At 72.8% G+C, this 21,283-nt stretch carries 27 protein-coding genes; 15 read left to right on the top strand and 12 right to left on the bottom strand.

The features are described from left to right. Positions 1-19: 19 nt before the first annotated feature. From G569_RS0121990 to G569_RS62815, 8 genes are all read left to right on the top strand, one after another. On the top strand, positions 20-487 hold the full coding sequence (locus tag G569_RS0121990; RefSeq protein WP_028065022.1) for a (2Fe-2S)-binding protein: 468 nt from the start codon (positions 20-22) through the stop codon (positions 485-487). Further along, the gene (locus G569_RS0121985) at positions 484-2,835 is read left to right on the top strand and encodes a xanthine dehydrogenase family protein molybdopterin-binding subunit (protein ID WP_028065021.1); all 2,352 of its coding nucleotides are present in this window, start codon (positions 484-486) and stop codon (positions 2,833-2,835) included. Before G569_RS0121990 ends, G569_RS0121985 begins: the two co-directional genes overlap by 4 nt. Next, on the top strand, positions 2,832-3,671 hold the full coding sequence (locus tag G569_RS0121980; RefSeq protein WP_028065020.1) for an FAD binding domain-containing protein: 840 nt from the start codon (positions 2,832-2,834) through the stop codon (positions 3,669-3,671). The genes G569_RS0121985 and G569_RS0121980 overlap by 4 nt, the downstream gene beginning before the upstream one ends. Positions 3,672-3,675: 4 nt before the next feature. Beyond that, positions 3,676-4,518, top strand: coding sequence for an AAA family ATPase (locus G569_RS0121975; RefSeq protein WP_028065019.1), 843 nt, complete (start codon positions 3,676-3,678; stop codon positions 4,516-4,518). 82 nt (positions 4,519-4,600) lie between these two features. After that, positions 4,601-5,848, top strand: a complete 1,248-nt coding sequence (locus tag G569_RS50530; RefSeq protein WP_053226786.1) for a vWA domain-containing protein — start codon at positions 4,601-4,603, stop codon at positions 5,846-5,848. Then, positions 5,845-6,405: a nucleotidyltransferase family protein gene (locus tag G569_RS0121965; RefSeq protein ID WP_028065018.1), complete on the top strand. Its 561-nt coding sequence runs from the start codon at positions 5,845-5,847 to the stop codon at positions 6,403-6,405. Before G569_RS50530 ends, G569_RS0121965 begins: the two co-directional genes overlap by 4 nt. Continuing rightward, complete coding sequence (locus G569_RS63935; protein ID WP_053226785.1) at positions 6,402-6,833, top strand: SRPBCC family protein; 432 nt, start codon at positions 6,402-6,404, stop codon at positions 6,831-6,833. Before G569_RS0121965 ends, G569_RS63935 begins: the two co-directional genes overlap by 4 nt. Then, positions 6,830-7,006: a hypothetical protein gene (locus tag G569_RS62815; RefSeq protein WP_157592214.1), complete on the top strand. Its 177-nt coding sequence runs from the start codon at positions 6,830-6,832 to the stop codon at positions 7,004-7,006. Before G569_RS63935 ends, G569_RS62815 begins: the two co-directional genes overlap by 4 nt. Before the next feature lie 19 nt (positions 7,007-7,025). On the opposite strand, the gene G569_RS0121950 is transcribed toward G569_RS62815, so the two are convergent. From G569_RS0121950 to G569_RS0121940, 3 genes are read right to left on the bottom strand one after another with little or no spacing between them, the layout of a single operon-like run. After that, positions 7,026-7,658, bottom strand: coding sequence for a Crp/Fnr family transcriptional regulator (locus tag G569_RS0121950; protein WP_028065017.1), 633 nt, complete (start codon positions 7,656-7,658; stop codon positions 7,026-7,028). Between the two features lie 18 nt (positions 7,659-7,676). Beyond that, positions 7,677-7,808 carry a hypothetical protein gene (locus G569_RS66035; RefSeq protein ID WP_306765168.1) on the bottom strand — a complete coding sequence of 44 codons (132 nt, stop codon included), beginning with the start codon at positions 7,806-7,808 and terminating at the stop codon, positions 7,677-7,679. Between the two features lie 19 nt (positions 7,809-7,827). Continuing rightward, on the bottom strand, positions 7,828-8,367 hold the full coding sequence (locus G569_RS0121940) for an SHOCT domain-containing protein (protein WP_028065016.1): 540 nt from the start codon (positions 8,365-8,367) through the stop codon (positions 7,828-7,830). Between the two features lie 49 nt (positions 8,368-8,416). Here G569_RS0121940 and G569_RS0121935 point away from each other — a divergent pair, with 49 nt between their 5' ends. Continuing rightward, positions 8,417-9,379, top strand: a complete 963-nt coding sequence (locus G569_RS0121935; protein ID WP_028065015.1) for a methyltransferase — start codon at positions 8,417-8,419, stop codon at positions 9,377-9,379. Here G569_RS0121935 and G569_RS0121930 read toward each other — a convergent pair. From G569_RS0121930 to moaC, 3 genes are read right to left on the bottom strand one after another with little or no spacing between them, the layout of a single operon-like run. Beyond that, positions 9,376-10,563, bottom strand: a complete 1,188-nt coding sequence (locus G569_RS0121930) for a molybdopterin molybdotransferase MoeA (protein WP_028065014.1) — start codon at positions 10,561-10,563, stop codon at positions 9,376-9,378. The two genes, G569_RS0121935 and G569_RS0121930, sit on opposite strands and share 4 nt — an antisense overlap. Next, positions 10,560-11,552, bottom strand: coding sequence for a GTP 3',8-cyclase MoaA (moaA, locus tag G569_RS0121925; protein ID WP_028065013.1), 993 nt, complete (start codon positions 11,550-11,552; stop codon positions 10,560-10,562). Before moaA ends, G569_RS0121930 begins: the two co-directional genes overlap by 4 nt. Further along, the gene (gene moaC, locus G569_RS0121920; RefSeq protein WP_028065012.1) at positions 11,549-12,022 is read right to left on the bottom strand and encodes a cyclic pyranopterin monophosphate synthase MoaC; all 474 of its coding nucleotides are present in this window, start codon (positions 12,020-12,022) and stop codon (positions 11,549-11,551) included. The genes moaA and moaC overlap by 4 nt, the downstream gene beginning before the upstream one ends. 19 nt (positions 12,023-12,041) lie before the next feature. Here moaC and G569_RS50520 point away from each other — a divergent pair, with 19 nt between their 5' ends. The 4 genes from G569_RS50520 (at position 12,042) to G569_RS58620 (ending at position 14,738) form a co-directional block, all read left to right on the top strand. After that, a complete protein-coding gene (locus tag G569_RS50520; RefSeq protein WP_053226783.1) occupies positions 12,042-12,698 on the top strand; it encodes a molybdenum cofactor biosynthesis protein in 657 nt (218 codons plus the stop codon). 18 nt (positions 12,699-12,716) lie between these two features. Next, positions 12,717-13,589, top strand: a complete 873-nt coding sequence (locus G569_RS0121910) for an amidohydrolase family protein (protein WP_037498193.1) — start codon at positions 12,717-12,719, stop codon at positions 13,587-13,589. Further along, on the top strand, positions 13,586-14,068 hold the full coding sequence (locus G569_RS50515) for a cysteine dioxygenase (protein ID WP_037498192.1): 483 nt from the start codon (positions 13,586-13,588) through the stop codon (positions 14,066-14,068). Before G569_RS0121910 ends, G569_RS50515 begins: the two co-directional genes overlap by 4 nt. Positions 14,069-14,165: 97 nt before the next feature. Further along, a complete protein-coding gene (locus tag G569_RS58620; RefSeq protein ID WP_084285353.1) occupies positions 14,166-14,738 on the top strand; it encodes a sugar transferase in 573 nt (190 codons plus the stop codon). Here the strand turns inward: G569_RS58620 and G569_RS0121895 are convergent. Then, on the bottom strand, positions 14,708-15,919 hold the full coding sequence (locus G569_RS0121895) for a hypothetical protein (protein WP_157592212.1): 1,212 nt from the start codon (positions 15,917-15,919) through the stop codon (positions 14,708-14,710). The genes G569_RS58620 and G569_RS0121895 overlap by 31 nt on opposite strands. 36 nt (positions 15,920-15,955) lie before the next feature. Here G569_RS0121895 and G569_RS0121890 point away from each other — a divergent pair, with 36 nt between their 5' ends. Next, entirely contained in the window at positions 15,956-16,504 is a 549-nt protein-coding gene (locus G569_RS0121890) for a YncE family protein (RefSeq protein WP_028065009.1), read from the top strand. Here G569_RS0121890 and G569_RS50500 read toward each other — a convergent pair. The 5 genes from G569_RS50500 to G569_RS0121865 are packed head-to-tail and all read right to left on the bottom strand — an operon-like array spanning position 16,431 to position 20,204. Then, a complete protein-coding gene (locus tag G569_RS50500; protein WP_037498184.1) occupies positions 16,431-16,853 on the bottom strand; it encodes a hypothetical protein in 423 nt (140 codons plus the stop codon). The two genes, G569_RS0121890 and G569_RS50500, sit on opposite strands and share 74 nt — an antisense overlap. Next, on the bottom strand, positions 16,850-18,100 hold the full coding sequence (locus G569_RS0121880) for a molybdopterin-dependent oxidoreductase (protein ID WP_053226781.1): 1,251 nt from the start codon (positions 18,098-18,100) through the stop codon (positions 16,850-16,852). Before G569_RS0121880 ends, G569_RS50500 begins: the two co-directional genes overlap by 4 nt. After that, complete coding sequence (locus G569_RS50495) at positions 18,097-18,882, bottom strand: methyltransferase domain-containing protein (protein ID WP_053226780.1); 786 nt, start codon at positions 18,880-18,882, stop codon at positions 18,097-18,099. The genes G569_RS0121880 and G569_RS50495 overlap by 4 nt, the downstream gene beginning before the upstream one ends. Beyond that, positions 18,879-19,511 carry a TIGR04282 family arsenosugar biosynthesis glycosyltransferase gene (locus G569_RS50490; RefSeq protein ID WP_037498182.1) on the bottom strand — a complete coding sequence of 211 codons (633 nt, stop codon included), beginning with the start codon at positions 19,509-19,511 and terminating at the stop codon, positions 18,879-18,881. The genes G569_RS50495 and G569_RS50490 overlap by 4 nt, the downstream gene beginning before the upstream one ends. A gap of 48 nt (positions 19,512-19,559) precedes the next feature. Continuing rightward, positions 19,560-20,204 (bottom strand): glycosyltransferase family 2 protein, encoded by a 645-nt coding sequence (locus G569_RS0121865; RefSeq protein WP_028065007.1) that lies wholly within the window; start codon positions 20,202-20,204, stop codon positions 19,560-19,562. A 26-nt stretch (positions 20,205-20,230) separates the two neighbouring features. Here G569_RS0121865 and G569_RS0121860 point away from each other — a divergent pair, with 26 nt between their 5' ends. After that, on the top strand, positions 20,231-21,268 hold the full coding sequence (locus G569_RS0121860; RefSeq protein WP_028065006.1) for an NAD-dependent epimerase/dehydratase family protein: 1,038 nt from the start codon (positions 20,231-20,233) through the stop codon (positions 21,266-21,268). Positions 21,269-21,283 lie beyond the last annotated feature (15 nt).

The raw sequence follows: 21,283 nt of genomic DNA, 5'->3' as shown, positions 1-21,283 counted from the left end.
TCCGACTGGGAGGAGACACATGGCTGGTTCTGTACGGGTCTCAGTGACCGTGAATGGCGCTCAGCAGAGCGCCGACGTCGAACCTCGCCTGCTCCTGGTCCACTTCCTGCGTGAAACGCTCGGTCTCACCGGTACGCACGTCGGTTGCGATACGTCCAACTGCGGCGCGTGCACAGTCCATCTCAACGGTGAGGCGGTCAAGTCGTGCACGCTCCTCGCCGTCCAGGCGGACGGCGCCGAGATCAAGACGATCGAGGGAATGGGCCAAGAGGGCAACCTGCACCCGCTGCAGGAGGCGTTCTGGGAGCACCACGGTCTGCAGTGCGGCTACTGCACGCCGGGCATGATCATGGCCTCGGCCGATCTGCTGCAGCGCAACCCGAGTCCGTCGGAGCAGGAGGTCCGCGAGGCGCTCGCGGGCAACTTGTGCCGGTGCACGGGCTACCACAACATCGTCAAGGCCGTACTGGCGGCCGCTGACGCATGACCGCCACCGCCGCCGAGCCCTGGGTCGGGCGGGCGATCAAGCGCAAGGAGGACCCGCGGCTGATCATGGGCCGCGCCCGGTACATCGACGACATCAACGTCACCGGGCAGCTGTGGGCGGCGTTCGTCCGCTCGCCCGAGGCCCACGCGAAGATCCTCTCGATCGACACGTCGGCCGCCAAGAGCCACCCCGGTGTCGTCGCCGTGTTCACAGGCAACGAGGTCGATCTCGAGGCGCCGCTGCCGATGGCGTGGGTCCCACCCGGCGTGGAGGTCAACAACCCGCCGCACTGGGCGCTCGCCAAGGATGAGGTCAACCACCTCGGCGACCCGGTCGCCGTCGTGATCGGCGACGACCGCTACGGCGTCGTCGACGCGGCCGAGCAGGTGGTGGTCGAGTACGAGCCGCTGCCGGTGGTCGTCGACCCCGAGGAGGCGCTGAAGGACGCAACGCTCGTCCACGCCGACCTCGGCACCAACAAGTGCCACGAGTGGTCGCTGGGCGGCGGGGACCTCGAGGCGCAGTTCGCCAAGGCGGACGTGATCGTCGAGCGACGGATCGTCAACCACCGCACGGCGGGCGCGGCGATCGAGCCGCGCGGCCTGCTGGCCGACTACCGCGCCGGCAGCCTCACGCTGCACTCCTCGACCCAGGTGCCGCACTTCCTGCGGCTGTTCCTCGCGCTCCAGCTGGGCATCAGCGAGGACCGCGTGCGGGCGATCGCGCCGGAGGTCGGCGGCGGCTTCGGCTCCAAGCTGCAGATCTACGGCGAGGAGGTCCTGCTCGCATGGGCCTCGCGCAAGCTCGAGCGTCCGATCAAGTGGATCATCACGCGCTCGGAGGACATGCAGGTCACCCACCACGGGCGCGACCAGATCGCGTACGTGAAGGTGGGCGCGACGCGTGACGGCAAGATCACCGCCTTCCACACGAAGATCATCGCCGACCTCGGCGCTTACCTGATGCTGCTGACGCCGACGATCCCGTCGCTCGGGGCGTTCGTGATGAGCGGCTGTTACGACATCCCGGCCGTCCAGACCGACATCACCGGCGTCTTCACGAACAAGTTCCCGACCGACGCCATCCGCGGCGCGGGCCGGCCCGAGGCGACGCAGATGATCGAGGTCACCCTCGACCAGCTCGCGCACGAGCTCGGGATGGACCCGCTGGAGCTGCGCCGGCGCAACTTCATCCCGGCCGACTCCTTCCCGCACGAGGTCGCCTACGGCGTCGTCTACGACTCCGGCAACTACCAGGGCACGCTCGCGAAACTGCTCGAGCACGTCGATGTCGCGAAGGTGCGCGCGGAGGCCGAGGAGCTGCGGCCGAAGGGCATCTACCGCGGGATCGGCTTCTGCACCTGGACCGAGATCTGCGGCCTGGCGCCGAGCCGCGTCGTCGGCCCGGGCGGCTTCGGCCTGCAGACGGGCATGTGGGAGTCCGCGATGGTCCGCGTGCACGTCACGGGGGCGGTCACGGTCTACACCGGCACGAGCCCGCACGGCCAGGGGCTGGAGACGGCGTTCGCGCAGATCGTCGCCGACCGGCTCGGGGTCGATCCGCAGAACGTCGAGGTCATCCACGGCGACACCGGCACCGGCCCGCAGGGCCTCGACACGTACGGCTCGCGTTCGCTGGCCGTCGGTGGCGAGTCGATCGTGCGCGCGACGACCAAGATCGTCGACAAGGTGCGCAAGATCGTCGCGCACAACCTCGAGGCGGCTCCGGAGGACATCGAGCTCCGGGACGGGAAGTTCTCCGTCAAGGGCTCGCCCGACAAGGGCATGACGCTCGCCGACGTCGCGATCACGGCGTACATCGCGGCCGACATCCCTGAGGACATGGAACCGTCGCTGGAGGAGAACGCCTTCTACGACCCGGCGAACTTCGTGTTCCCGTTCGGCGCGCACGCGGCCGTGGTCGACGTGGACGCCGCCACCGGCAAGGTCGACATCGTCCGGTACATCGGCGTCGACGACTGCGGCCCCGCGATCAACCCGAACCTCATCGACGGCCAGGTCCACGGCGGCGTCGTGCACGGGATCGGCCAGGCGCTGTTCGAGCGCATCCACTACGACGAGAGCGGCCAGCTGCTCACCGGCTCCTTCGTCGACTACGCGCTCCCGAGCGCAGCGGACGTGCCGTCGTTCGAGACCGACCGCACCGAGACGCCCTCGCCGGTCAACTCGCTCGGCGTCAAGGGCATCGGCGAGGCGGGCACGATCGCCGCGTCGGCGACCATCACCAACGCCGTCACCGACGCCCTGCGCCCGCTCGGCGTGAACTTCATCAACATGCCGCTCAGTCCGATGCGGATCTGGGAAGCGATCCAGGAGGCGAAGTCTTGATCCCCGCCGAGTTCGACTACGTGGCGCCCGGGACGCTCGACGAAGCGCTCGCTGCGCTCAAGGACGGCGGCGAGGACGCGAAGATCCTGGCCGGCGGCCATTCCCTGATCCCGCTGATGAAACTGCGCCTCGCGGCGCCGGCGCTGCTCGTCGACCTGCGCCGGATCGACGGCCTGACCGGCGTGGGCCGTGAGAACGGGGTCTTGAAGTTCGGCGCGATGACGCGCCACCACGCGGTCGCGACCGGGGGCTTCGGCCTCGTCTCGGCCGCGGCGGCGACGATCGCCGACCAACAGGTCCGCAACATGGGCACGATCGGCGGGACGCTGGCGCACGGCGACCCGGCGTCGGACCTGCCGGCGATCCTGCTCGCCCACGAGGGCTCCGTGGTGCTGCGCGGCCCGGGCGGCGAGCGTGAGGTCGCCGCGGCGGACTTCTTCGAGGACTACCTGACGACGGTCGTCGCCGAGGACGAGATCCTCACCGAGGTCCGGATCCCGGCGCTCGAGGGCTACGGGTACGGCTACGAGAAGTTCAACCGCCGCCAGGAGGACTGGGCGATGGTGGCCGTCTCCGCGCTGGTCAAGAAGGGCGGTGACGGCACGTGCGCCGACGTCCGCGTGGGGCTCACCCACATGGGCTCGACGCCGCTGCGCGCGACCGCGGTCGAAGACGCCCTGCGCGGGCAGCCGCTGACCGCCGACAGCATCGCCGCGGCCGCCGAGAACGCGGCTGACGGGACCGAGCCGCCGTCGGACCTCAACGCCTCGCAGGACTACAAGCGCCATCTGGCGCGGGTGCTCACCAGGCGCGCGCTGACCGCCGCGTCACAATGAACGGGTGAGCTTCACCACACCGCAGGACGTCGCGCGGGCTCTGGAAGGCGAGGGGTACCTCGCCGACCAGGGGCTCGCGACGTCCGCCTACCTGGCATTCGCCCTCGAGCAGCCGCTGTTGCTCGAGGGCGAGGCCGGTGTGGGCAAGACCGAGGTGGCGCGCGCGCTGGCGGCGGCGACCGGTGCCACGCTGATCCGGTTGCAGTGCCACGAGGGCATCGACCTGCACCACGCCGTCTATGACTGGGACTACCAGCGCCAGCTGCTGGCGATCCGGGCGGCCGAGGCGGGCGCGCCCGCGCGCGAGCTGTTCGGGCCGGAGTTCCTGCTGCGCCGCCCGCTGCTGGAGGCGCTGGAGCACGACGGCGGCCCTGCCGTCCTGCTGATCGACGAGATCGACCGCGCCGACGACGAGTTCGAGGCCTTCCTGCTCGAGTTCCTGGCGGACTTCGCGATCACGATCCCCGAGCTGGGGACGATCGCCGCCGCGCATCGCCCGCTCGTAGTCCTGACGTCGAACCGCACCCGCGAGCTGCACGACGCCTTGAAGCGCCGTTGCCTGTACCACTGGATCGACTACCCGACGCCCGAGCGCGAGGCGGAGATCGTCCGCACCCGGCTGCCGGGCGTGCCGGAGGAGGTCGCGGCCCGGGTGTGCTCGGCCGTCGCGACGCTGCGAGAGCGCGAGCTCTACAAGCTGCCCGGGGTGGGGGAGACGATCACGTGGGCCCGTGCGTTGCTGGCGCTCGACGGCGCGGCCTCACTGGACGACACGCTGGGCGTCGCGCTGAAGGTGCGCGAGGACATCGACCGGGTGCGGCGCGACCGGGTCCTTGAAGGAGCGTAAGGAAGAGAACCCCGGCGGGCGGCCGCCGGGGGACCGATCGCGGGTTTCGGGGATTCCCCTCTCGCGCGAGGCGCCAGCGCGCGTGGCCCAGGGCCACGCGGAAGTCGCCGAGCGGGCGCGGGCGAACGTCGTCGCGCGCCGGCTCGCCCAGGAGGCCGACGAGGGCACGGTCCGCACCGCGGAGCTCGCGCTCGCCGAGCCGGAGACGCTGACCGAGCTGGGCGCGCACGCGTCGGCGCAGGTCGCGCGGCTCGCGGCGGTCATGCGCGCGCATGGCGCTCGCGTCGGGCTCGGCGAGGTCCTGGGCGCCGAGCGGGCGCTGGCGGCCGTGAACGCCGCCGATCGCACCGAGGTCTTCTACGCGCTGCGCACCTCGCTGTGCTCGACGCGCGCCGAGGTCAACGCGTTCGCGGCCGCGTTCACCGTCGTGTTCGGCGCCGACGAGGCGCCGAACCCGCTCGACGAGCTGGGGGAGATCGCCAAGCAGGCGCTACCGCGCGTGGCGGTCCCGCCGCAGGGCAACGAGGCGCCCGCCAACGACCTCACGCCCGCGCCCGCCGCGTGGAGCGAGGAGGAGTTGCTGCGCGAGAAGGACTTCGCGGCCTACTCGGACGCCGAGCGCGCCGTGGCGCGCCGGCTGCTCGCCCGGATCGCGCTGCGCGGCCCGAAGCGCCGCTCGCGGCGCACGATCGCGACCAAGCGCCGGCGCGAGACGCACGACCTGCGGGCGACGATCCGCGCCTCGCTGAAGACCGGCGGCGAGCTGCTCGAACGCCGCTACCGCGAGCCCGCGCTGCGGCCGCGGCGGCTCGTGCTGATCTGCGACGTGTCCGGCTCGATGGCGCCGTACTCGCGGATGCTGTTGCAGTACATGCAGGCGTGCGTGGCCGCCCGCGCCCGGGTCGAGGCGTTCGCGTTCGGCACGCGGCTCACGCGCGTGACCCGCGAGCTGCGCGGCCGCGACTCCGACCGCGCGCTCGCCCGCGCCGCCGCCGCGGTCAACGACTGGTCGGGCGGCACCCGGATCGGCGAGGCGATCGCCCAGCTCAACCGCGAGCACGGCCGCCGGATCGGCCGCGGGTCGATGGTGATTCTGCTCTCCGACGGCTGGGACCGCGGCGACCCCGACGAGCTGGCCGAGGAGATGGCGCGCCTGCAGCGCACGGCGTACAAAGTCGTGTGGCTGAACCCGCTCGCCGCCGACCCCCGCTACGAGCCGCTGACGCGCGGGATGAAGGCCGCGATGCCGCACGTCGACCGCCTGCTGCCCGGCAACTCGATCTCCTCGCTGGAGACGTTGGCCGAGCTGATGGAAGAGGGGACCTCGTGAAGGCGGCGGGCCTGATCCTCGCGGCGGGCGCGGGAACGCGCTTCGGCGCGCAGACCAAGCAGCTCGCCGACCTGCACGGCAAGCCGCTGCTCCAGCACGCCGTCGACGCGATGAACGCGGCGCTCTCGCGTGCGGTGGTCGTGCTCGGCCACGACGCGGACGCGATCCGCGCGGCGGTCGACTTCGGCCCCGCCGAGGTCGTGCTGTGCACGGACTGGGCGCGCGGGCAGGGGTACTCGCTGCGCGCCGGGGTGGCGGCGCTCGCGGGCGCCGACGCCGTCGTCATCACGCTCGGCGACCAGCCGTTCATCACGCCGCAGGTGATCGCCGGCGCGCTCGGCCACCTGGACGGCCACGATGCGGTGCGGGTCGTCTACCGCGCCGAGCCGGGTCACCCGGTCGTGCTCGGCCCGCGCGTGCTCGCCGCCGTCCCCGAGCTCGAAGGGGACGCGGGCGCGCGCGAACTGCTCAGCCGCTTCCGCGTCCACCGCTGGGAGGCCGGGCACCTCGCCAGCGCCACCGACGTCGACACCCAAGAGGAGCTCGCGCGGCTGTGAAGCTCGACCTGGACTTCCACGTGGCCGCGCCGATCCACCTCGTCTGGCCGGCGCTCAACGACCTCGACGTCGTCGCGCCCTGCCTGCGCGGCGCGGCCATCACCGGTCGCGAGGACGGCATCTACCACGGCGAGTTCACCGTCAAGGTCGGGCCGTTCGCGACCGTCCACACCGGCACGATCCGCGTCGAGGAGGCCGACCACGCCGCGCGCGTCCAGCGCCTCGCCGTCGCGGGCTCGTCCGGCCACGGCGCGACGATCGTCAACACGCTGTCCGAGGTCGACGGCGGCACGCGGGTGGACGCGGTCGCCGAGCTCCACGTCGTCGGCCCGCTCGCCGTGTTCGTCGGCAGCGGCGTGATCCGCGACGTCTCCAACCACCTCCTGCGCGACTTCGCCACGTGCCTGGCGGGAAAGCTCAACACATGAGCTGCGACACGGGCATCTGCGGCGGCGACGTCCCGCCCCTGATCGGCCAGGTCCTGACCGGGACGGGCCTGACGCTCCCGCAGGCCGCCGCGCGCCTCGAGCGCGGCGAGCCGCTCACCGGCCTGACCGACGTGCAGCGCCGGATCGTCGAGAACTACGCGCTCGGAACCTAAAGGGGCCTGACCCCTTTATCTAGCCGGCGCGTTCGGCGAGGCGGCCGTCGAGCACGGCGATCCGTCCGCGGCGCAGCTCGATCTCGCCGCGTGACTGGGCGTCGCGCAGGACGCGGTTGACGGTCGCGCGCGAGGTGCCGGCCAGGTCGGAGATCTCCTCCTGGGTGAGCGGCACGACGCCGCCGTCGCCGGCGAGCTCGGCCACGCGGCGCAGGACCCGGGTGTCCGCGGGCTCGTAGTGCGCCTCGACCAACAGCTCGGACAGGCGCCGGACCCGCAGCGCGAGCGCGCTCGCGAGGATGTCCGAGATCGCGGGATTGCGCGCGCGCAGGCCGTCGAAGTCGACCTTGTGGATCGCACGGGTCTCGCCCGCCTCGACGGCGACGACCGTGGCGCTGCGCGGCGCCGAGTCGTCGAGCAGCGCGATCTCGCCGAACGTCTCACCCGGCCCGATCATGTTCAGCATCACGGTGTCGCCGTAGCGGGTGCCGATGCGCACGGCGTAGCGGCCCGAGTGCACGAGGTGCAGCGTGTCGGCGGGATCGCCTCGGTGGAAGACGACCTCACGGCGTCCGAAGACGCGCCGCCGGGCGATCTGAAGCACCCGCCGGACGTCCTCCTCCGGCAATCCCGCCAGGATGGGCCACTGCACCCCGGGGACGCTACCGGGTCAGCCCTTGATGATCGACTTCGTCGCGTCGGCCTGCGCCGCGAGCATCTCCTGCTGGCTCGCGGTGCGCGCGGCGGCGGCCTGGCGCTGCGCGGGCAATGTCGTTGCACCCGGCGACGTTCGACGTGTCAAGCCCGCGACACTTCTCGGATCAGCCCAACAGGCGCGCTTTAGCGGCCGCGAACTCCTCGTCCGTCAGCGCTCCCGAGCGGTGCAGCGCGGCGAGACGCTCCAACCGCTCGACCGAGTCGACGCCGGTCAGGTCGGAGAGGTTGGGCTGGTGCGAGCTGACGGTGATCTCGGCCCCGGGGAAGGCGGCGCGCAACTGGTCGACGAGATCGTTGCCCGTGCCTTCGCCGTTGTTCATCCGCGCGGCGAGCGCCTCGGCCTGCTCGGCGATCCGGTCCTCGTGCGTGCGGACCTCGTCCCACTCGATCCGCAACCGGGACGGGTCGGCGCGATCGACCGTCACCGGCAGCACCTGACCTCCGCGCGGCCAGCGGTCCTGCCGGCACAGGCACTGGTGGTCGACCGGCGTCGCCGGGATGCCGTCGGCCGAGACGACCAGGCTCATCGTGCAGTTCGACGCCACGGCCGCCTGCGTGATCCGGCTGCACGCGACGACCTGCGCCGTCCCGCTCACCGGGTCCTTCATCCGCTGCCCGCGCAGCCAGTCGCCCAACAACCCCATCGCCCGTACTTAACCGCTCGAGGCGCTCGCTGGCAATAACGTCCGCGTCATGGACGACCTCCTGCGCCTGATCAACGGCTACCAGGTGACGCAAGCGATCCACGTCGCCGTCACGCTCGGTGTCCCTGACCGATTGGCGCAGAGGGCGCTCACCGCCGACGACCTTGCCGCGGCGACGGACGCGCACCCGCCGTCGCTGTACCGGCTTCTTCGCGCGCTGGCCGCCGTCGGGATCCTCCATGAGGACGCCGAGCGCCGGTTCGCGCTGACCGCGCTCGGCGAGGGACTGCGGAGCGACGCGCCGGACTCGCCCGCGGGGTGGGCGGCGTTCGTGGGCCGGCCGTACCACTTCGCCGCCTGGTCGCACCTGCTGCACAGCGTCCGCACGGGTGAGACGGCGTTCCGGGCGGTGCACGGCGTCGACACCTGGACCTACCGGGCTGAGCATCCCGAGGAGGGCGGGGTCTTCGACGCCGCCATGACCGCCCTGTCGCGCCGGGTCACCGCCGGGGTGCTCGACGCCCACGACTTCAGCGGCTACTCGGTGATCGTGGACGTCGGCGGCGGCCGCGGCGCGCTGCTGTCCGCGATCCTGGCGCGCCACCCGGATGCGCGCGGCATCCTCTTCGATCAGCCGGGGGTCGTCGCGGGCGCTCAGCCCGGCGAACGCTGCGACGTCGTCGGCGGCGACTTCTTCGAGCGCGTCCCGGAAGGGGCGGACGCGTACGTCCTCAAGTCGATCCTGCACGATTGGGACGACGCGCCGGCGATCGCGATCCTGCGCAGCATCCGGCAGGCGGCGTCCCCGGGCGCGGCGGTCCTGATCGTCGAGCGGCAACTCGGGCCACCCAACACCGAACCCGCGGGGAAGCTCTCGGACCTCAACATGCTCGTCGGAACGGGCGGGCGCGAGCGGACCCAGGACGAGTACGCGGCGCTGCTGGACGCCGCCGGCTACACGGTCGTCGGCGAGACCCCGGCAGGCCCGGTCAGCGTGATCGAGGCGCGCTAGACGCGCAGGAGGTCCACTTCGGCGCCGGCCGGGAGCGCGCCGGAGCCGTGCGGGGCGACCGCGAACCCGTCGCTCTCGCCGAGCGCGCCGGTCATGTGCGAGCCCTGGCGCTCCGTCGGCCAGGCCTCGAGCACGCCGTCCAAGCCGGGCACGAGCTTGGAGATCAGGAACGTCGTGCGGTTGTCGCTCGGGCCGGCGGACTCGCCGAGGCGGCCGCGGTCGAAGCGCGGGCCGGGGTCCGACTCGCCGCGCAGGCGGCGCAGCGCGGGCAGGACGAACAGCGCCGTGCAGACGATCGCCGAGAGCGGATTGCCCGGGAGGCCGAAGACGAGGGTCTTCCCACGGCGGCCGAACCACAGCGGCTTGCCCGGCTTGATCCGCACCCGCCAGAAGACCTCGTCGACCCCGCACGCCTCGAACGCGGGCTTGACGTGGTCGTGCGGGCCGACCGAGACGCCGCCCGAGACGACCAGCACGTCGCCTTCGAGACCGGCCTCGATGGCTGCGCGGGTCGTCTCGAAGTCGTCGATCACCGACGGATGCTGGACGAGCCGCGCGCCCGCGGCCTCGACCATCGCGCCCACCACGAGCGAGTTGGACTCGTAGATCTTGCCGGGCTCGTGGGGCGCGCCCGGGGGCAGCAGCTCGCTGCCGGTGACGATCAGGTCGACGCGCGGGGGACGGGGCACGCGCACCGTCGCGACACCCGCCGAGGCGAGGGCGGACAGGCGCGGCACGGTCAGGACGTCCCCAGGGAGCGCGAGCACGTCGCCCGCGTGGACGTCCTCGGCGCGGCGGCGCACGTGCTGGCCGAGGGCGACCCCCGCGGTGGCGATCACGGTGCCGTCGCGCACGTCGGCGTCCTCGACGCGGAGGATCGCGTCGGCGCCGGGCGGGATCGCGGCGCCGGTGGAGATCCGCGCGGCGGTCCCGGGCCCCAGGGTGACGCTCCCGCCGCCCGCCGCCAGGTCGCCGATCACGCGCAGCTCGGCGCCGGGGGAGACGTCCTGCGCGCGGACCGCGTAGCCGTCCATCGCGGTCCGGTCGAACGGCGGCAGGTCGATGCCCGCCAGCGCCTCGGCGGCGATGACGCGCCCGATCGCGTCGTGCAGGCCGACGATCTCGGTCTCGACCGGCTCGATCCCGTCAAGGACGAGCGCCAGCGCTTCAGAAAAGTCTTTCATCCACCGATCTGGGACATCGTCCGCAGCGGCTGCACGAAGCCCTCGTCGTTGACGTGGTGCTTGAGCTCCTTCTCCCAAACGGCGGCACGGATGATCTTCTCGAGCTCGTCGTCGGAGGCGCCGGCGCGCAGCGGGCCGCGCAGGTCGGTCTCGGTCATCGAGAACAGGCAGGTGCGCAGCTTGCCCTCTGCGGTGACCCGGATCCGGTTGCAGTCGCCGCAGAAGGGCTCGGACACGGGGGAGATGAAGCCGATCGACCCCTGGCCGTCCTCGAACTCCCAGCGGCGCGAGGTGCCGTGGCGCTCGCGACCCAGGTCCTTGAGCGGGTACGCGGCGTGGATCAGCCGGCGGACCTCGGCGTTGGGCAGCACGCGGTCGCGCGACCACGAGTGGTCGGCGTCGAGCGGCATGAACTCGATGAAGCGGACCTCGTACGGGTGCTTGCGGGCGAACTCCGCGAAGCGCACGACCTCGTCCTCGGTGAAGTCCTTGAGCGCGACGACGTTGACCTTGATCGGGCGCAGCTCCGGGTACTTCTCCGCCGCCGCCAGGCCCTCGAGGACCTGCTTGAGCGAGTTGCGGCGGGTGAGCTGGAAGAAGCGGTCGGGCGCGAGCGCGTCCAGCGAGACGTTCACGCGGCGCAGGCCGGCCTTCACCAGCTGCTCCACCTGGCGCTCGAGCAGGTAGCCGTTGGTGGTGAGCGACAGGTCGTGGATCTGCTCGTCGGCGCTCAACAGCTCCACGAGCTTCCAGAGCTCGCGGCGGGCGAGCGGCTCGCCGCCGGTCAGCCGCACGTCGTGGACGCCCATGCTCGCCAGCAGTCCCGCCAGGCGGGCGATCTCCTCGTAGGTGAGGATCGCGTCGCGGTCCAGCCAGGGGAGGCCCTCGGCCGGCATGCAGTACTGGCAGCGGAAGTTGCAGCGGTCGGTGACCGAGATGCGGACGTCGCCGATGTCGCGCCCGTGGCCGTCGACGAGTTGCGGTCTCATCGATGGAAGTCCGATTTCCCGCCGGTCTTGTCGAGCAGCTCGACGCGCTCGATCACGACGCCCTGCTCGATCCCCTTGACCATGTCGTAGATCGCGAGCGCGCCCACGCTGCAGGCGACCATCGCCTCCATCTCGACGCCGGTGCGGGCGGCGACGCGCGCCTCGCAGACCAGCGTCACCGTCCCGGCGTCGGGATCGACGTCGGCGTCGACCTCGACGTGGCTGAGCGGGAGCGAGTGCGCGAGCGGAATCAGCTCGTCCGTGCGCTTGGCGGCCTGGATCGCCGCGAGCCGGGCGACGGTCAGCACGTCGCCCTTCGGCGCGTCCCCGGCGGCGACCCGCTGCGCGGTCTCAGGCGACATCCGCACGACCGCGCGCGCCCGCGCCCAGCGGGAGGTCTCGGATTTCTCGGACACGTCGACCATCCGGGCGTTGCCTGAGGCGTCGAGGTGAGTCAGTGCACCGTCCACACTTCGTATGGTACGGGGAGTGCTGATCACGGTTCGACTATTCGCCGGTCTCCGCGAGCGCGCGGGCGCCGATCACGTCGAGCTCGAGCTGCCCGACGACGCGCGCGCGGGCGACGTGCTGGCCGCGATGGACCTGTTGCCGGGGCAGTGCATCGTCGCGCTCGACATGGAATACGCGTCGCCGGACGAGCCGGTCCTGCCCGGGCACCAGGTCGCCCTGATCCCGCCCGTCAGCGGCGGTGCGTCCGTGGTGCGGCTCGTCGAGGTCACCGACCAGCCGCTCGACCTGGCGACCGTCTCCGCGGCGGTGCGCGACTCCCGCGCCGGCGCGGTCGTGGTCTTCGAGGGCGTCACCCGCGACGTCGAGGCGCTCGACTACGAGGCCTACGCGGAGATGGCGCTGTCCAAGCTGCGGGCGATCGGCGCCGAGGAGGCCGAGCGGCACGGGCTGTGCGCCGTCGCGCTGGTCCACCGGACCGGCCGCGTGCCGTTGTCGGAGCCGAGCGTGATCGTCGCCGCCAGCGCCGGTCACCGGGGCGAGGCGTTCGCCGGCGCGCGCGCCCTGATCGACCGCGTCAAGGCCGAGGCGCCGATCTGGAAAGTCGAGCTCGACGGGGCCGACAGGACCCGCGTCGAGGGCACGCTGCCACAAATACCTGATACTCGACCGATTTAGTCGTGTATCCTCTCCGGCGTGACCGCGCGCCGCGTAGACATCCACCAGCACCTGTGGCCGGATGCCCTGCTCTCCTCCCTGGCGCGGCGCGCGGTCCCTCCCCGCCTGCGCCGCGACGGACGCGGCTGGCTGCTCGAGCTCTCCGGTGACGCTCCGGCGCCGTTCGACCCGCGCGACCACGATCCGGCGGCGCGCGCGGCGAGCGACCCAGCGCAGCGGATCATCGTCGCGCCGTCCTCGCCGCTCGGCATCGAGTGGCTGCCGGACGCCGAAGTGCTGCTGGACGACTACCACCGGGGCGTGCGCGAGCTCGGCGCACCGTTCGAGCTGTGGGCCGCGCTCGTGCTCGCCGACCCCTCAGGCGAGCGCGTGCGCGCGTTGCTCGACGCGGGCGCCGTCGGTCTCTCCCTGCCCGCGGGCGCGCTGAGCGGGCCCGCGGGCATCGAGAGGCTCGGTCCGGCGCTCGAGGCGCTCGGCGACCGCCCGCTGTTCATCCATCCCGGTCCCGCGTCCGGCTCGCCCGCCTGGTTTCCCGCGCTGACGTCGTACGTCGCCGAGATGTCGACCGCCTGGCACGCGTGGGCGCAGTGGGGGAGGCCGGCGCACCCGAACCTGCGTGTGATCTTCGCCATGCTCGCCGGGCTCGCGCCGCTGCACGCCGAGCGGCTCGCCGCCCGCGGCGGCCCCGCTGAAGCGGTTCATGACCCGCTGACCGCGTTCGATACCTCGTCGTATGGACCGCGCGCGATCGACGCGATGCTGCGCGTGGTGGGCGTCGACCGGCTGCTCTACGGCTCCGATCGCCCGGTCGTCGAGCCGCACGTCTTGTCCCAGCTCGGCCCCGCGGCCGAGCACGCCCTCTACGTCACCAACCCGGAGCGCTTCGTATGACAGAGCTCGACGGCTCCGCCCTGGAGTCCCTCGTCCGCGACCTCGCCGCCGACCCGGCGGTCTGGGAGCACCTCGTCCAGCACTCGGCCGACCAGCGGCACTACGAGGAGCTGCGCCGCGACGACGACGTCGCGGTGTGGCTGATCTGTTGGATGGACGACCAGGACACCGGGTTCCACGATCACGACCTGTCCGGCGGGGCGGTCGCGGTCGTGCAGGGCGAGGTCGCCGAGGACCGCCTCGCACTGGGTGGTCCGCCGGTCACACGCACGTTCGGCGAGGGCCAGGCGTTCAGCTTCAGCGCCGCCGACATCCACCGTGTGCGCCACACGGGCGACGCTCCGGCGGTGACGATCCACGCCTATTCGCCACCGTTGTGGCGGATGGGCGCCTACGAGATCCTCCCGGGCGGAGAACTTCGACGACATGCAATGTCGTATGCCGAAGAGTTGCGTCCATTGCGGTCAGATTCTCGGTAGACACCGAACATATGTCGGTTTCTGCTTCCTACAGAAGGGTCGATCTGAGATAACCACTGTGTACCCCTAGGGGGAGAGGGCTGTGTCGACCCAAGCGATGGAGCGCCAAGAAGACCGGTCACCGGACGTCGCACGAGCCGCGCAACGGCTCGGGCGCCCGCGTGCCCGCATTTCGCTCGCGCTGAAGCGAGTGTGCGACGTCGTTCTCGCGCTCGTGATGCTGGTCGCGCTGCTCCCCCTGGTGATCGTCGTCGTGCTGCTGATGGCGTTCGCGGGCAACCGCTGGTTCGAGAAGCGTGAGCGACTGGGGCGCAACGGGCGTTCGGTCGTGCTCGTGCGCTTCGGCGAGCTGCCGGGCGGCGCGTTCGGCCGCGGGCTCGAGCGGATCGGCGCGCGTGAGCTCCCGGTGCTGCTGTCGGTCCTGCGCGGGCGCGTGAGCTTCGTCGGCCCGCGCGCGCTCCCGCCGGGCACCGGCTCGGGCTACACGGGGCCGCGGCGGCTGATGGCGCCGGGCCTTACGGGCCCCGCCCAGCGCGGTGGCGACGGCTGCGACGCCGACTCGCTCGACGACGCCTACGTGGCGAACTGGACGCTGTGGCGCGACGCGCAGCTGCTCTTCGGACGCGCGCCGAAGGTCGCTCACCACAAGGTGTCGAAGAGCAGCTCGTAGACGACGGCCTGCGTCGCGAGCAGGGCGATCAGCAGCTGCGGGCGGCGCACGAGCGGCGCGGCGCAGAGGATCACCAGCGGCGCCAGGAAGAGCCAGATCCGCTCGGTCTCGGCCTTGGTGAAGCCGAGGATGCACGAGATCGCGATCACGGCCGCGATGGCGAGTGCGTGCGGCGCGCGCTCGCCGAGGGAGCGCAGCGCGAGCCACGCGATCGGGACGCCGAGGATCAGCAGGAACGCGGTGGGGGAGCCGAAGAGCCAGTAGGCGTACGGGCGGCGGCTCGCGATCCCGATGTCGTAGACCTGGTGCGTGGCCTGGAGCGTGCCGAGGGGGTCGAAGCCGGTCGCCGCGGCGAAGGCGGCGTGGAAGGCGAGCAGGATCGCGCCGGTGATCAGGCCGAGCTTGACCGCGGCTCTGAACCCGTCCTTGGCCCACACCAGCAGCGTCGCCCACGCGGCGACGGCGAGCAGCGACCACGCGAACAGGCTGACGACGGCGAGGGCGAGCGCGCCGAGGATCGGCCTCCCCGACACGAGCGGGATCGCCGCGAGCAGGCCGAGCGTGAGGTAGACCGCGTCGGCGCTGGTGGCGCCGAAGTGCAGCATCGCGGGCGCGAACGCGGCGAGCAGGCCGGCGACTCTCGCGGTGGGCTCGTCGAACAGGCGGCGCGCCAGGACGTAGGTCAGCGGCGCGCTCGCGGCGCCGACGAAGAGGATGAACGCGGTGAGCCGGGGCGACGTGTCCAGGCTCAGGTAGTGCATGACGAGCAGCAGCCCGGGCGGGTGGCCGGCGCTGTGCACGGGCAGGCTCGGCACCAGCTCCGCGAAGCGGTCCAGCACGAACCGCGGCCCGTGGTCGAAGGCGGCGAGCGACGGCAGGTACTCGTTCTTGCCCTCGCCCTTGGGGCCGACGAAGAGCGCGCGGTCGAGCTGGTGCGTGCCTCCGCGGCCGGTGTTGAGCGTCACGCGCAGGATCAAGGTGGTCGCGTAGATCCACACTCCGAACCACCGGGCTCGCAGGAGGTGCGGGACGAGCGCGACCGCGGCGACGAAGCACGGGATCGTGACCAGCTCGAGCACGTTCGCCCGCGGCCCCCAGGCGCCGATGAATGGCGGGTGCGGGACCCCGAGCTGCGTGCCGCTCCAATCCAATGACAATCCGATGACGACGGTGGCCGCCATCACCGCCATCCCGAGCGGCGCGACTATCTTCGACGCGTGCGGCACCTACCGCTGGTCCTCTTGGTGTGCCTTGCCGGCTGCGGCTCGCTGCCCGCGGCGGAGCTGCCCGCGCCGGCGGGTGTCGTTCCGGGCGCGCAGCGGGCGGGCGGGTTCTCGGTCGATCCGGCCCGCGACCGGCTGACCCGCGGCGGCGACGCCGTCGCGACCTGTCGGGAGCCGACCGCGGTCGCGTTGGTCGACCGGGGCGCGAAGGTCGCGGTCCTGTGCGGGCGCGAGCGCGTCCTCGACGTCTACGACGCACGGACGCTGAAGCGGCTGGGCCGCACCGGCGCCGGGATCGGGCCGGTCGGGCTGGCGACGGACGGCGGCCAACTGCTCTACGTCACCGACGTCGAGGGGGACGCGCTGCTGGTCTTCCACCTGCGTCCTCGCTTCCAGCTGATCCGCCGCGTGTCCGTGATCGGCGGACCGTACGCCATCGCGTTCGAAGCTGGAGAGCTGACGATCGGCCTCAAGCGGACGGGGACGGTCGTGCGGTACGTCGCCGGGAGCCGCCCCGTCGTGCGAGATACAGCGCCCCGCTGACGGCGAACAACCCGGCGCTGACGAGCAGCCAGCGCTGGCCGTAGCCGTCGTAGTGGACGCCGCTGACGTAGTGGTAGGCGCCGTCTCCCTTGCCGCGGATCGTGCTCCAGAAGACCAGCAGCATCAGCAGGCTGATCCCGCCGGGGATCCGGATGTAGTTGATCGCGTCGCCGGCGGCGCGGCGCGCGACGCGGTCGAGGCCTGAGTAGGCGGGCAGCAGGATGAGGTCGTGGAGGATCACCGCCGCCACCAGCCAGACGACGACGTTGTCGGCGGCGCGGAAGTCGAGCACCGTGAGCAGCGCCCAGCCCGCGAGCGGCAGGAAGATCAGGTAGGCGAGCGCCCTCATGCGAACGTCATCCGCCCGACCCACTTGGTGTTGTGGACACCCGGGAGCGCGGGCACGATGATCCGCGCGGGGAAGCCGTGGTCCATCGAGAGGTCTTCGCCGTTGACCTTGAGCGCCAGCAACGCGTCGTCGGCGGCGATCTGGCCGCCGCTGAGCGTCGCCTGGCGCAGCACGCCCTTGGGCTGCAGAGACTCGACCAGGACCTGGCTCGCGCCCGGCGCGCCCGCCTTCGCGGCCAGCAGCTTGAGTTGCACACCGGTCCATTCCTGCTTGGTCGTCCAGCCCTCGACGCAGGCGATCGGCAGCGTCGCCGTGCGCTGCGGGAGCGCCAGCAGGTCGTCGCGGCTCAGCTCGACCTCCGTGTCGCCCACCGTGAGCACGAGCCGGTACGTGTCGCCCGTCATCGCCTCGGTGACGCCCGCCTGCGCCGCGCGCTTGTTGATCGGGAAGTCCTCGCGCCGCGGGGCGAGGAACGCGACCTTGCGCAGCGGACCGCCGATCGACTGGCCGGCGTTCGCCACCAGCAGGGTGGCCGCGCCCGCTCCGGCGAACGCGAACAGGCCGCGGCGGCTGATCGTCGGCGCGGCCGGGTTCGGCGTCACGAGATCGCCGGTCGGCTCCGGCTTCGTGTGGGCGAGGTCGTCGCGCAGCGGCTTGAGCACGCCCCGCTCGCGGTAGGCCTTCCGGATCACGGGCAGCTTGACGATCACGTGCAGCGCCAGCGAGGCCACGAACACGATCGCGCCGTAGTAGTGCGCGACGACGAAGTTGAACTTGAACGGGTACCAGTACTGCGCGTTCATCACGCCCGTCGCGAGCTCGAAGACCGCGCTCGACACCAGCAGCGCGATCGAGAGGCGCTCGATCAGCTCCGAGGGGCGCGGGAACACGAACAGCCGCGGGATGACCGACCAGAGCTTGGCCAGCAGGAACGGGATCGCGATCAGCCCGACGTTCGTGTGCAGGCCTTGTGTCAGGCCGTAGAGCCAGCTCGGGCTCGTCGGCCAGTTGAACAGCAGCGGCAGGTCGCGGCCCTTGGGGACGATCGCGTTGCGGCCGAGGTCGGGCATGTACGCGGCGTGCGAGAGGAAGCCCGTCGTCGCGACGATCGCGATCAGGACGAGCAGGATCGACCCGAGCGCCGAAGTCAGCCACGGTCCGCGCAGCGGCGATCGCCAGAAGGCGGGGCGAAACGGTCCCGGCGGGGCGATCGCGGCGCGACGGCGGCGGACGGCACGCCGCGTCATCGCAGCGTCACGAACGTGCGGCCCGCGAGTTCGCGGACGTCGGTGACCGCGAACCCCGCGCGCCGTGCCACGGCGTCGACGCCGTCCACACCGACCCGCGCCCAGCGGAACCACTCGGAGACCACGCCCGGCGCCTCAAGCCGCACCCGGACCCGCTGCGTCGGGCACCCGGGCGGGTCGACCTCGACGACGATCGCGCCGCCTGCGGCGAGCAACTGCCCGGCCCGCCGGAGCAGCAACGTCGGAGCACCGCCGATCCCGATGTTCCCGTCGAGCAGCAGGATCGTCCGCCACCGCCCCGGAATCCGCGACCACAGCGACGCGTTGATCGCGTCCGCGCCACGCCCGCGCGCGATCTCGACCGCCACGGCCGACAGGTCGACCCCGAGCCCGCGCTTGCCCGCGGCGGCCAGCGCCGCGAGGTGCCGCCCCGGCCCGCAGCCGAGGTCGAGCACCGGCGCCTCGACACCCGCGAGCACCTGCTCGTCGACGGCGTCGGCGTCCGCGAGCCACCGGTCGATCTCGAGCGGCTCCAGGCGCCCGTCGGCGAGGCGGATGCCCGCCCGGGGCGAGAGCCCGTGCTGCGCCGCCGTGGCGAGGAGGCGGCCATAGAGCAGGTCCGCGGGGAGGGGCGAGACGTGGCGCGGAGCGGCCCCTGCGGCCGGCGGCGTCGCCGCGCCGCCGTGCGGCGGCGTCGCGCCGGCCATCGTCGCGCCGCCCCGCGGCGTCGCCGCGCCGCGCTGCGGCAGCGTCGCGCCCGCCGCTGCGTCCAGCGCGGTCATGCGGCCGCCTCGTCGCTCATCACCGCGGCCACCTCGGCGGCGAACCGCGTCCCCGGTGCATCGGCGGCGACCGCCAGCGCGTCCTGGAAGGTGTCGACGTCGAGGAGCGGGGGGAGGGTCCGGGGGCGCAGGCCGAGCAGGGCCATCTGGGCGCGTTGGACTGCGCCGGTGCGCGCGGTGCTCATCGGGACGCCGGCGAACACGGCCGGGTCCGGGCGGCGCAGACCGATGCCCCAGTACCCGCCGTCCAGCGCCACGCCGAACGCGGAGTCGCCGACGGCGACGGCGTCGAGTCCCTCGTCGAGCAGCTCGGGCGTCAGCTGCGGCGTGTCCATGCCGACCAGGAACGCGGGCCCACCCACGTCGGCGAACGCGGCGGCGAGCCGCTCCGCCAGGCCCTCGCCGCGCTGGGCGATGACCTCGAAGCCCGTCGGGACCCAGCTTCCGGGCGCGCCATCGAGGGCGAGGACCCGGCGGCCCGCGCGGCTGCGGGCCGCGGCGGCGAGCGTGTCCAGCAGGGCGGCGCGCGCCAGGAGGGCGGCCTCGAGCGGCGTGCACGGCGGGCACAGGCGGGTCTTGACGCGACCGGGGACCGGTGCCTTGGCGATCACGATGAGAGCGGGGCGCACAGTGAGGTAGCGTGCACGGCGCCCTCGCGGATCACTATGGAACGGGCGTCACCGTAAGAGATCCGTCATATCGCGGATCGCCCTGACGGTCCCGCGGACGGTGCCCGTGACCTTCGACTTGCCGTCGCGCGGGTGATAAGAGACGCCGATCTCGCGGATCGTCCAGCCCGCCGCCGAGGCGCGCAGGACCATCTCGAGCGGCCAGCCGAAGCGGCGGTCGCGCAGACCCAGCGCCAGCAGCGCCTCCCGCGGGGCGGCGCGCATCGGCCCGAGGTCGCGCAGTGGGACCTTCGTCCGCCGCCGCAACTCGGCCGCCAGCACCGCGTTCGCCACCCGCGCGTGCAGCGGCCAGGCGCCGCGCGCCACCGGCTTGCGCGCGCCCAGCATGAGCCCCACGTCGCCGGCCAGCACCGGGTCGGCCACGCGTGGGAGCTCGCGCGGGTCGAACGAGGCGTCGCAGTCCATGAAGCACACGACGTCGCTCTCAGCGGCCGTCAATCCGGCGAAGCAGGCGGCTCCGAACCCGGGCACCGGTTCGACGACCACCCGCGCGCCCAGCGACGCGGCGAGCTCACCCGAGCCGTCGGTCGACCCGTTGTCGACGACGATCGGCGCATAGCCGGCCGGCATCCGCTCGAGCACCCACGGGATCGCGGCGCGCTCGTTGAGGACAGGCAGGATGACGTCGGGCACGGGGCGAGACGGTAGCCTGGCCCGCCGTGATCCTCGTCACCGGCGGCGCCGGCTTCATCGGCTCGCACATCGTCGACGCGCTGCTCGACCAGGGCCACGAGGTCCGCGTCCTCGACGCGCTGCTCGAGGCCGCGCACCGCGAGCGCCCCGGCTACCTCGACCCCCGCGCCGAGTTCGTCGAGGGCGACGTGCGCGACCCGGAGACGATCGCCGCCGCCGTGCTGGGCGTCGACGCCGTCTGCCATCAGTCGGCGATGGTCGGGCTCGGCGTCGACCTCTCGGACATCAGCGACTACGTCTCCCACAACGACCTCGGCACGGCGACGCTGTTGCGCGCGCTCGCCGCCGGCCGCTTCACCGGCACGCTGGTCCTGGCCTCGAGCATGGTCGTCTACGGCGAGGGCCGCTACCGCTGCGCCGAGCACGGCATCGTGCGGCCGGGGCCGAGACGCCCGCAAGACCTCGACGCCGGCCGCTTCGAGCCGCCCTGCCCGGTCTGCGCGCGCCCGCTCGACCCCGAGTCCGTCCCGGAGGACGCCCCGCTGGACCCGCGCAACGTCTACGCGGCGACCAAGGTCGCCCAGGAGCACCTCTGCGCCGCCTTCGCCCGCGAGACCGGGGCGACGGTCACCGCGCTGCGCTACCACAACGTCTACGGCCCGCGGATGCCGCGCGACACGCCGTACGCGGGGGTCGCCAGCATCTTCCGCTCCTCGCTGGCCGCCGGGAAGCCGCCGCGGGTGTTCGAGGACGGCGGCCAGCGGCGCGACTTCGTCCACGTCCGCGACGTCGCCGCCGCCAACGTCCGCGCGCTCGAGGCCGGCGTGCCCGGCGCGTTCAACGTCGCGTCCGGCACGCCGCGCAGCGTGGGGGACATGGCGGCCGCGCTCGCCCGCGCCGTCGACCCGTCGCTGCCGCCCGTCGTCACCGGCCAGTGGCGCGCCGGCGACGTCCGCCACGTCTTCGCGTCACCGCGGCGGGCGACCCACGAGCTCGGGTTCACCGCGACCGAGGACTTCGAGGCGGGCATGCACGAGTTCGCCGCGGCGGAGCTTCGCGCATGAGGAGCCCGGCGGCCG

The organism is Solirubrobacter soli DSM 22325, from assembly GCF_000423665.1.
GTDB lineage: Bacteria > Actinomycetota > Thermoleophilia > Solirubrobacterales > Solirubrobacteraceae > Solirubrobacter > Solirubrobacter soli.
Note: the sequence above shows the minus strand (reverse complement) of the source record. Positions and strands in the feature narration are given on the sequence as shown.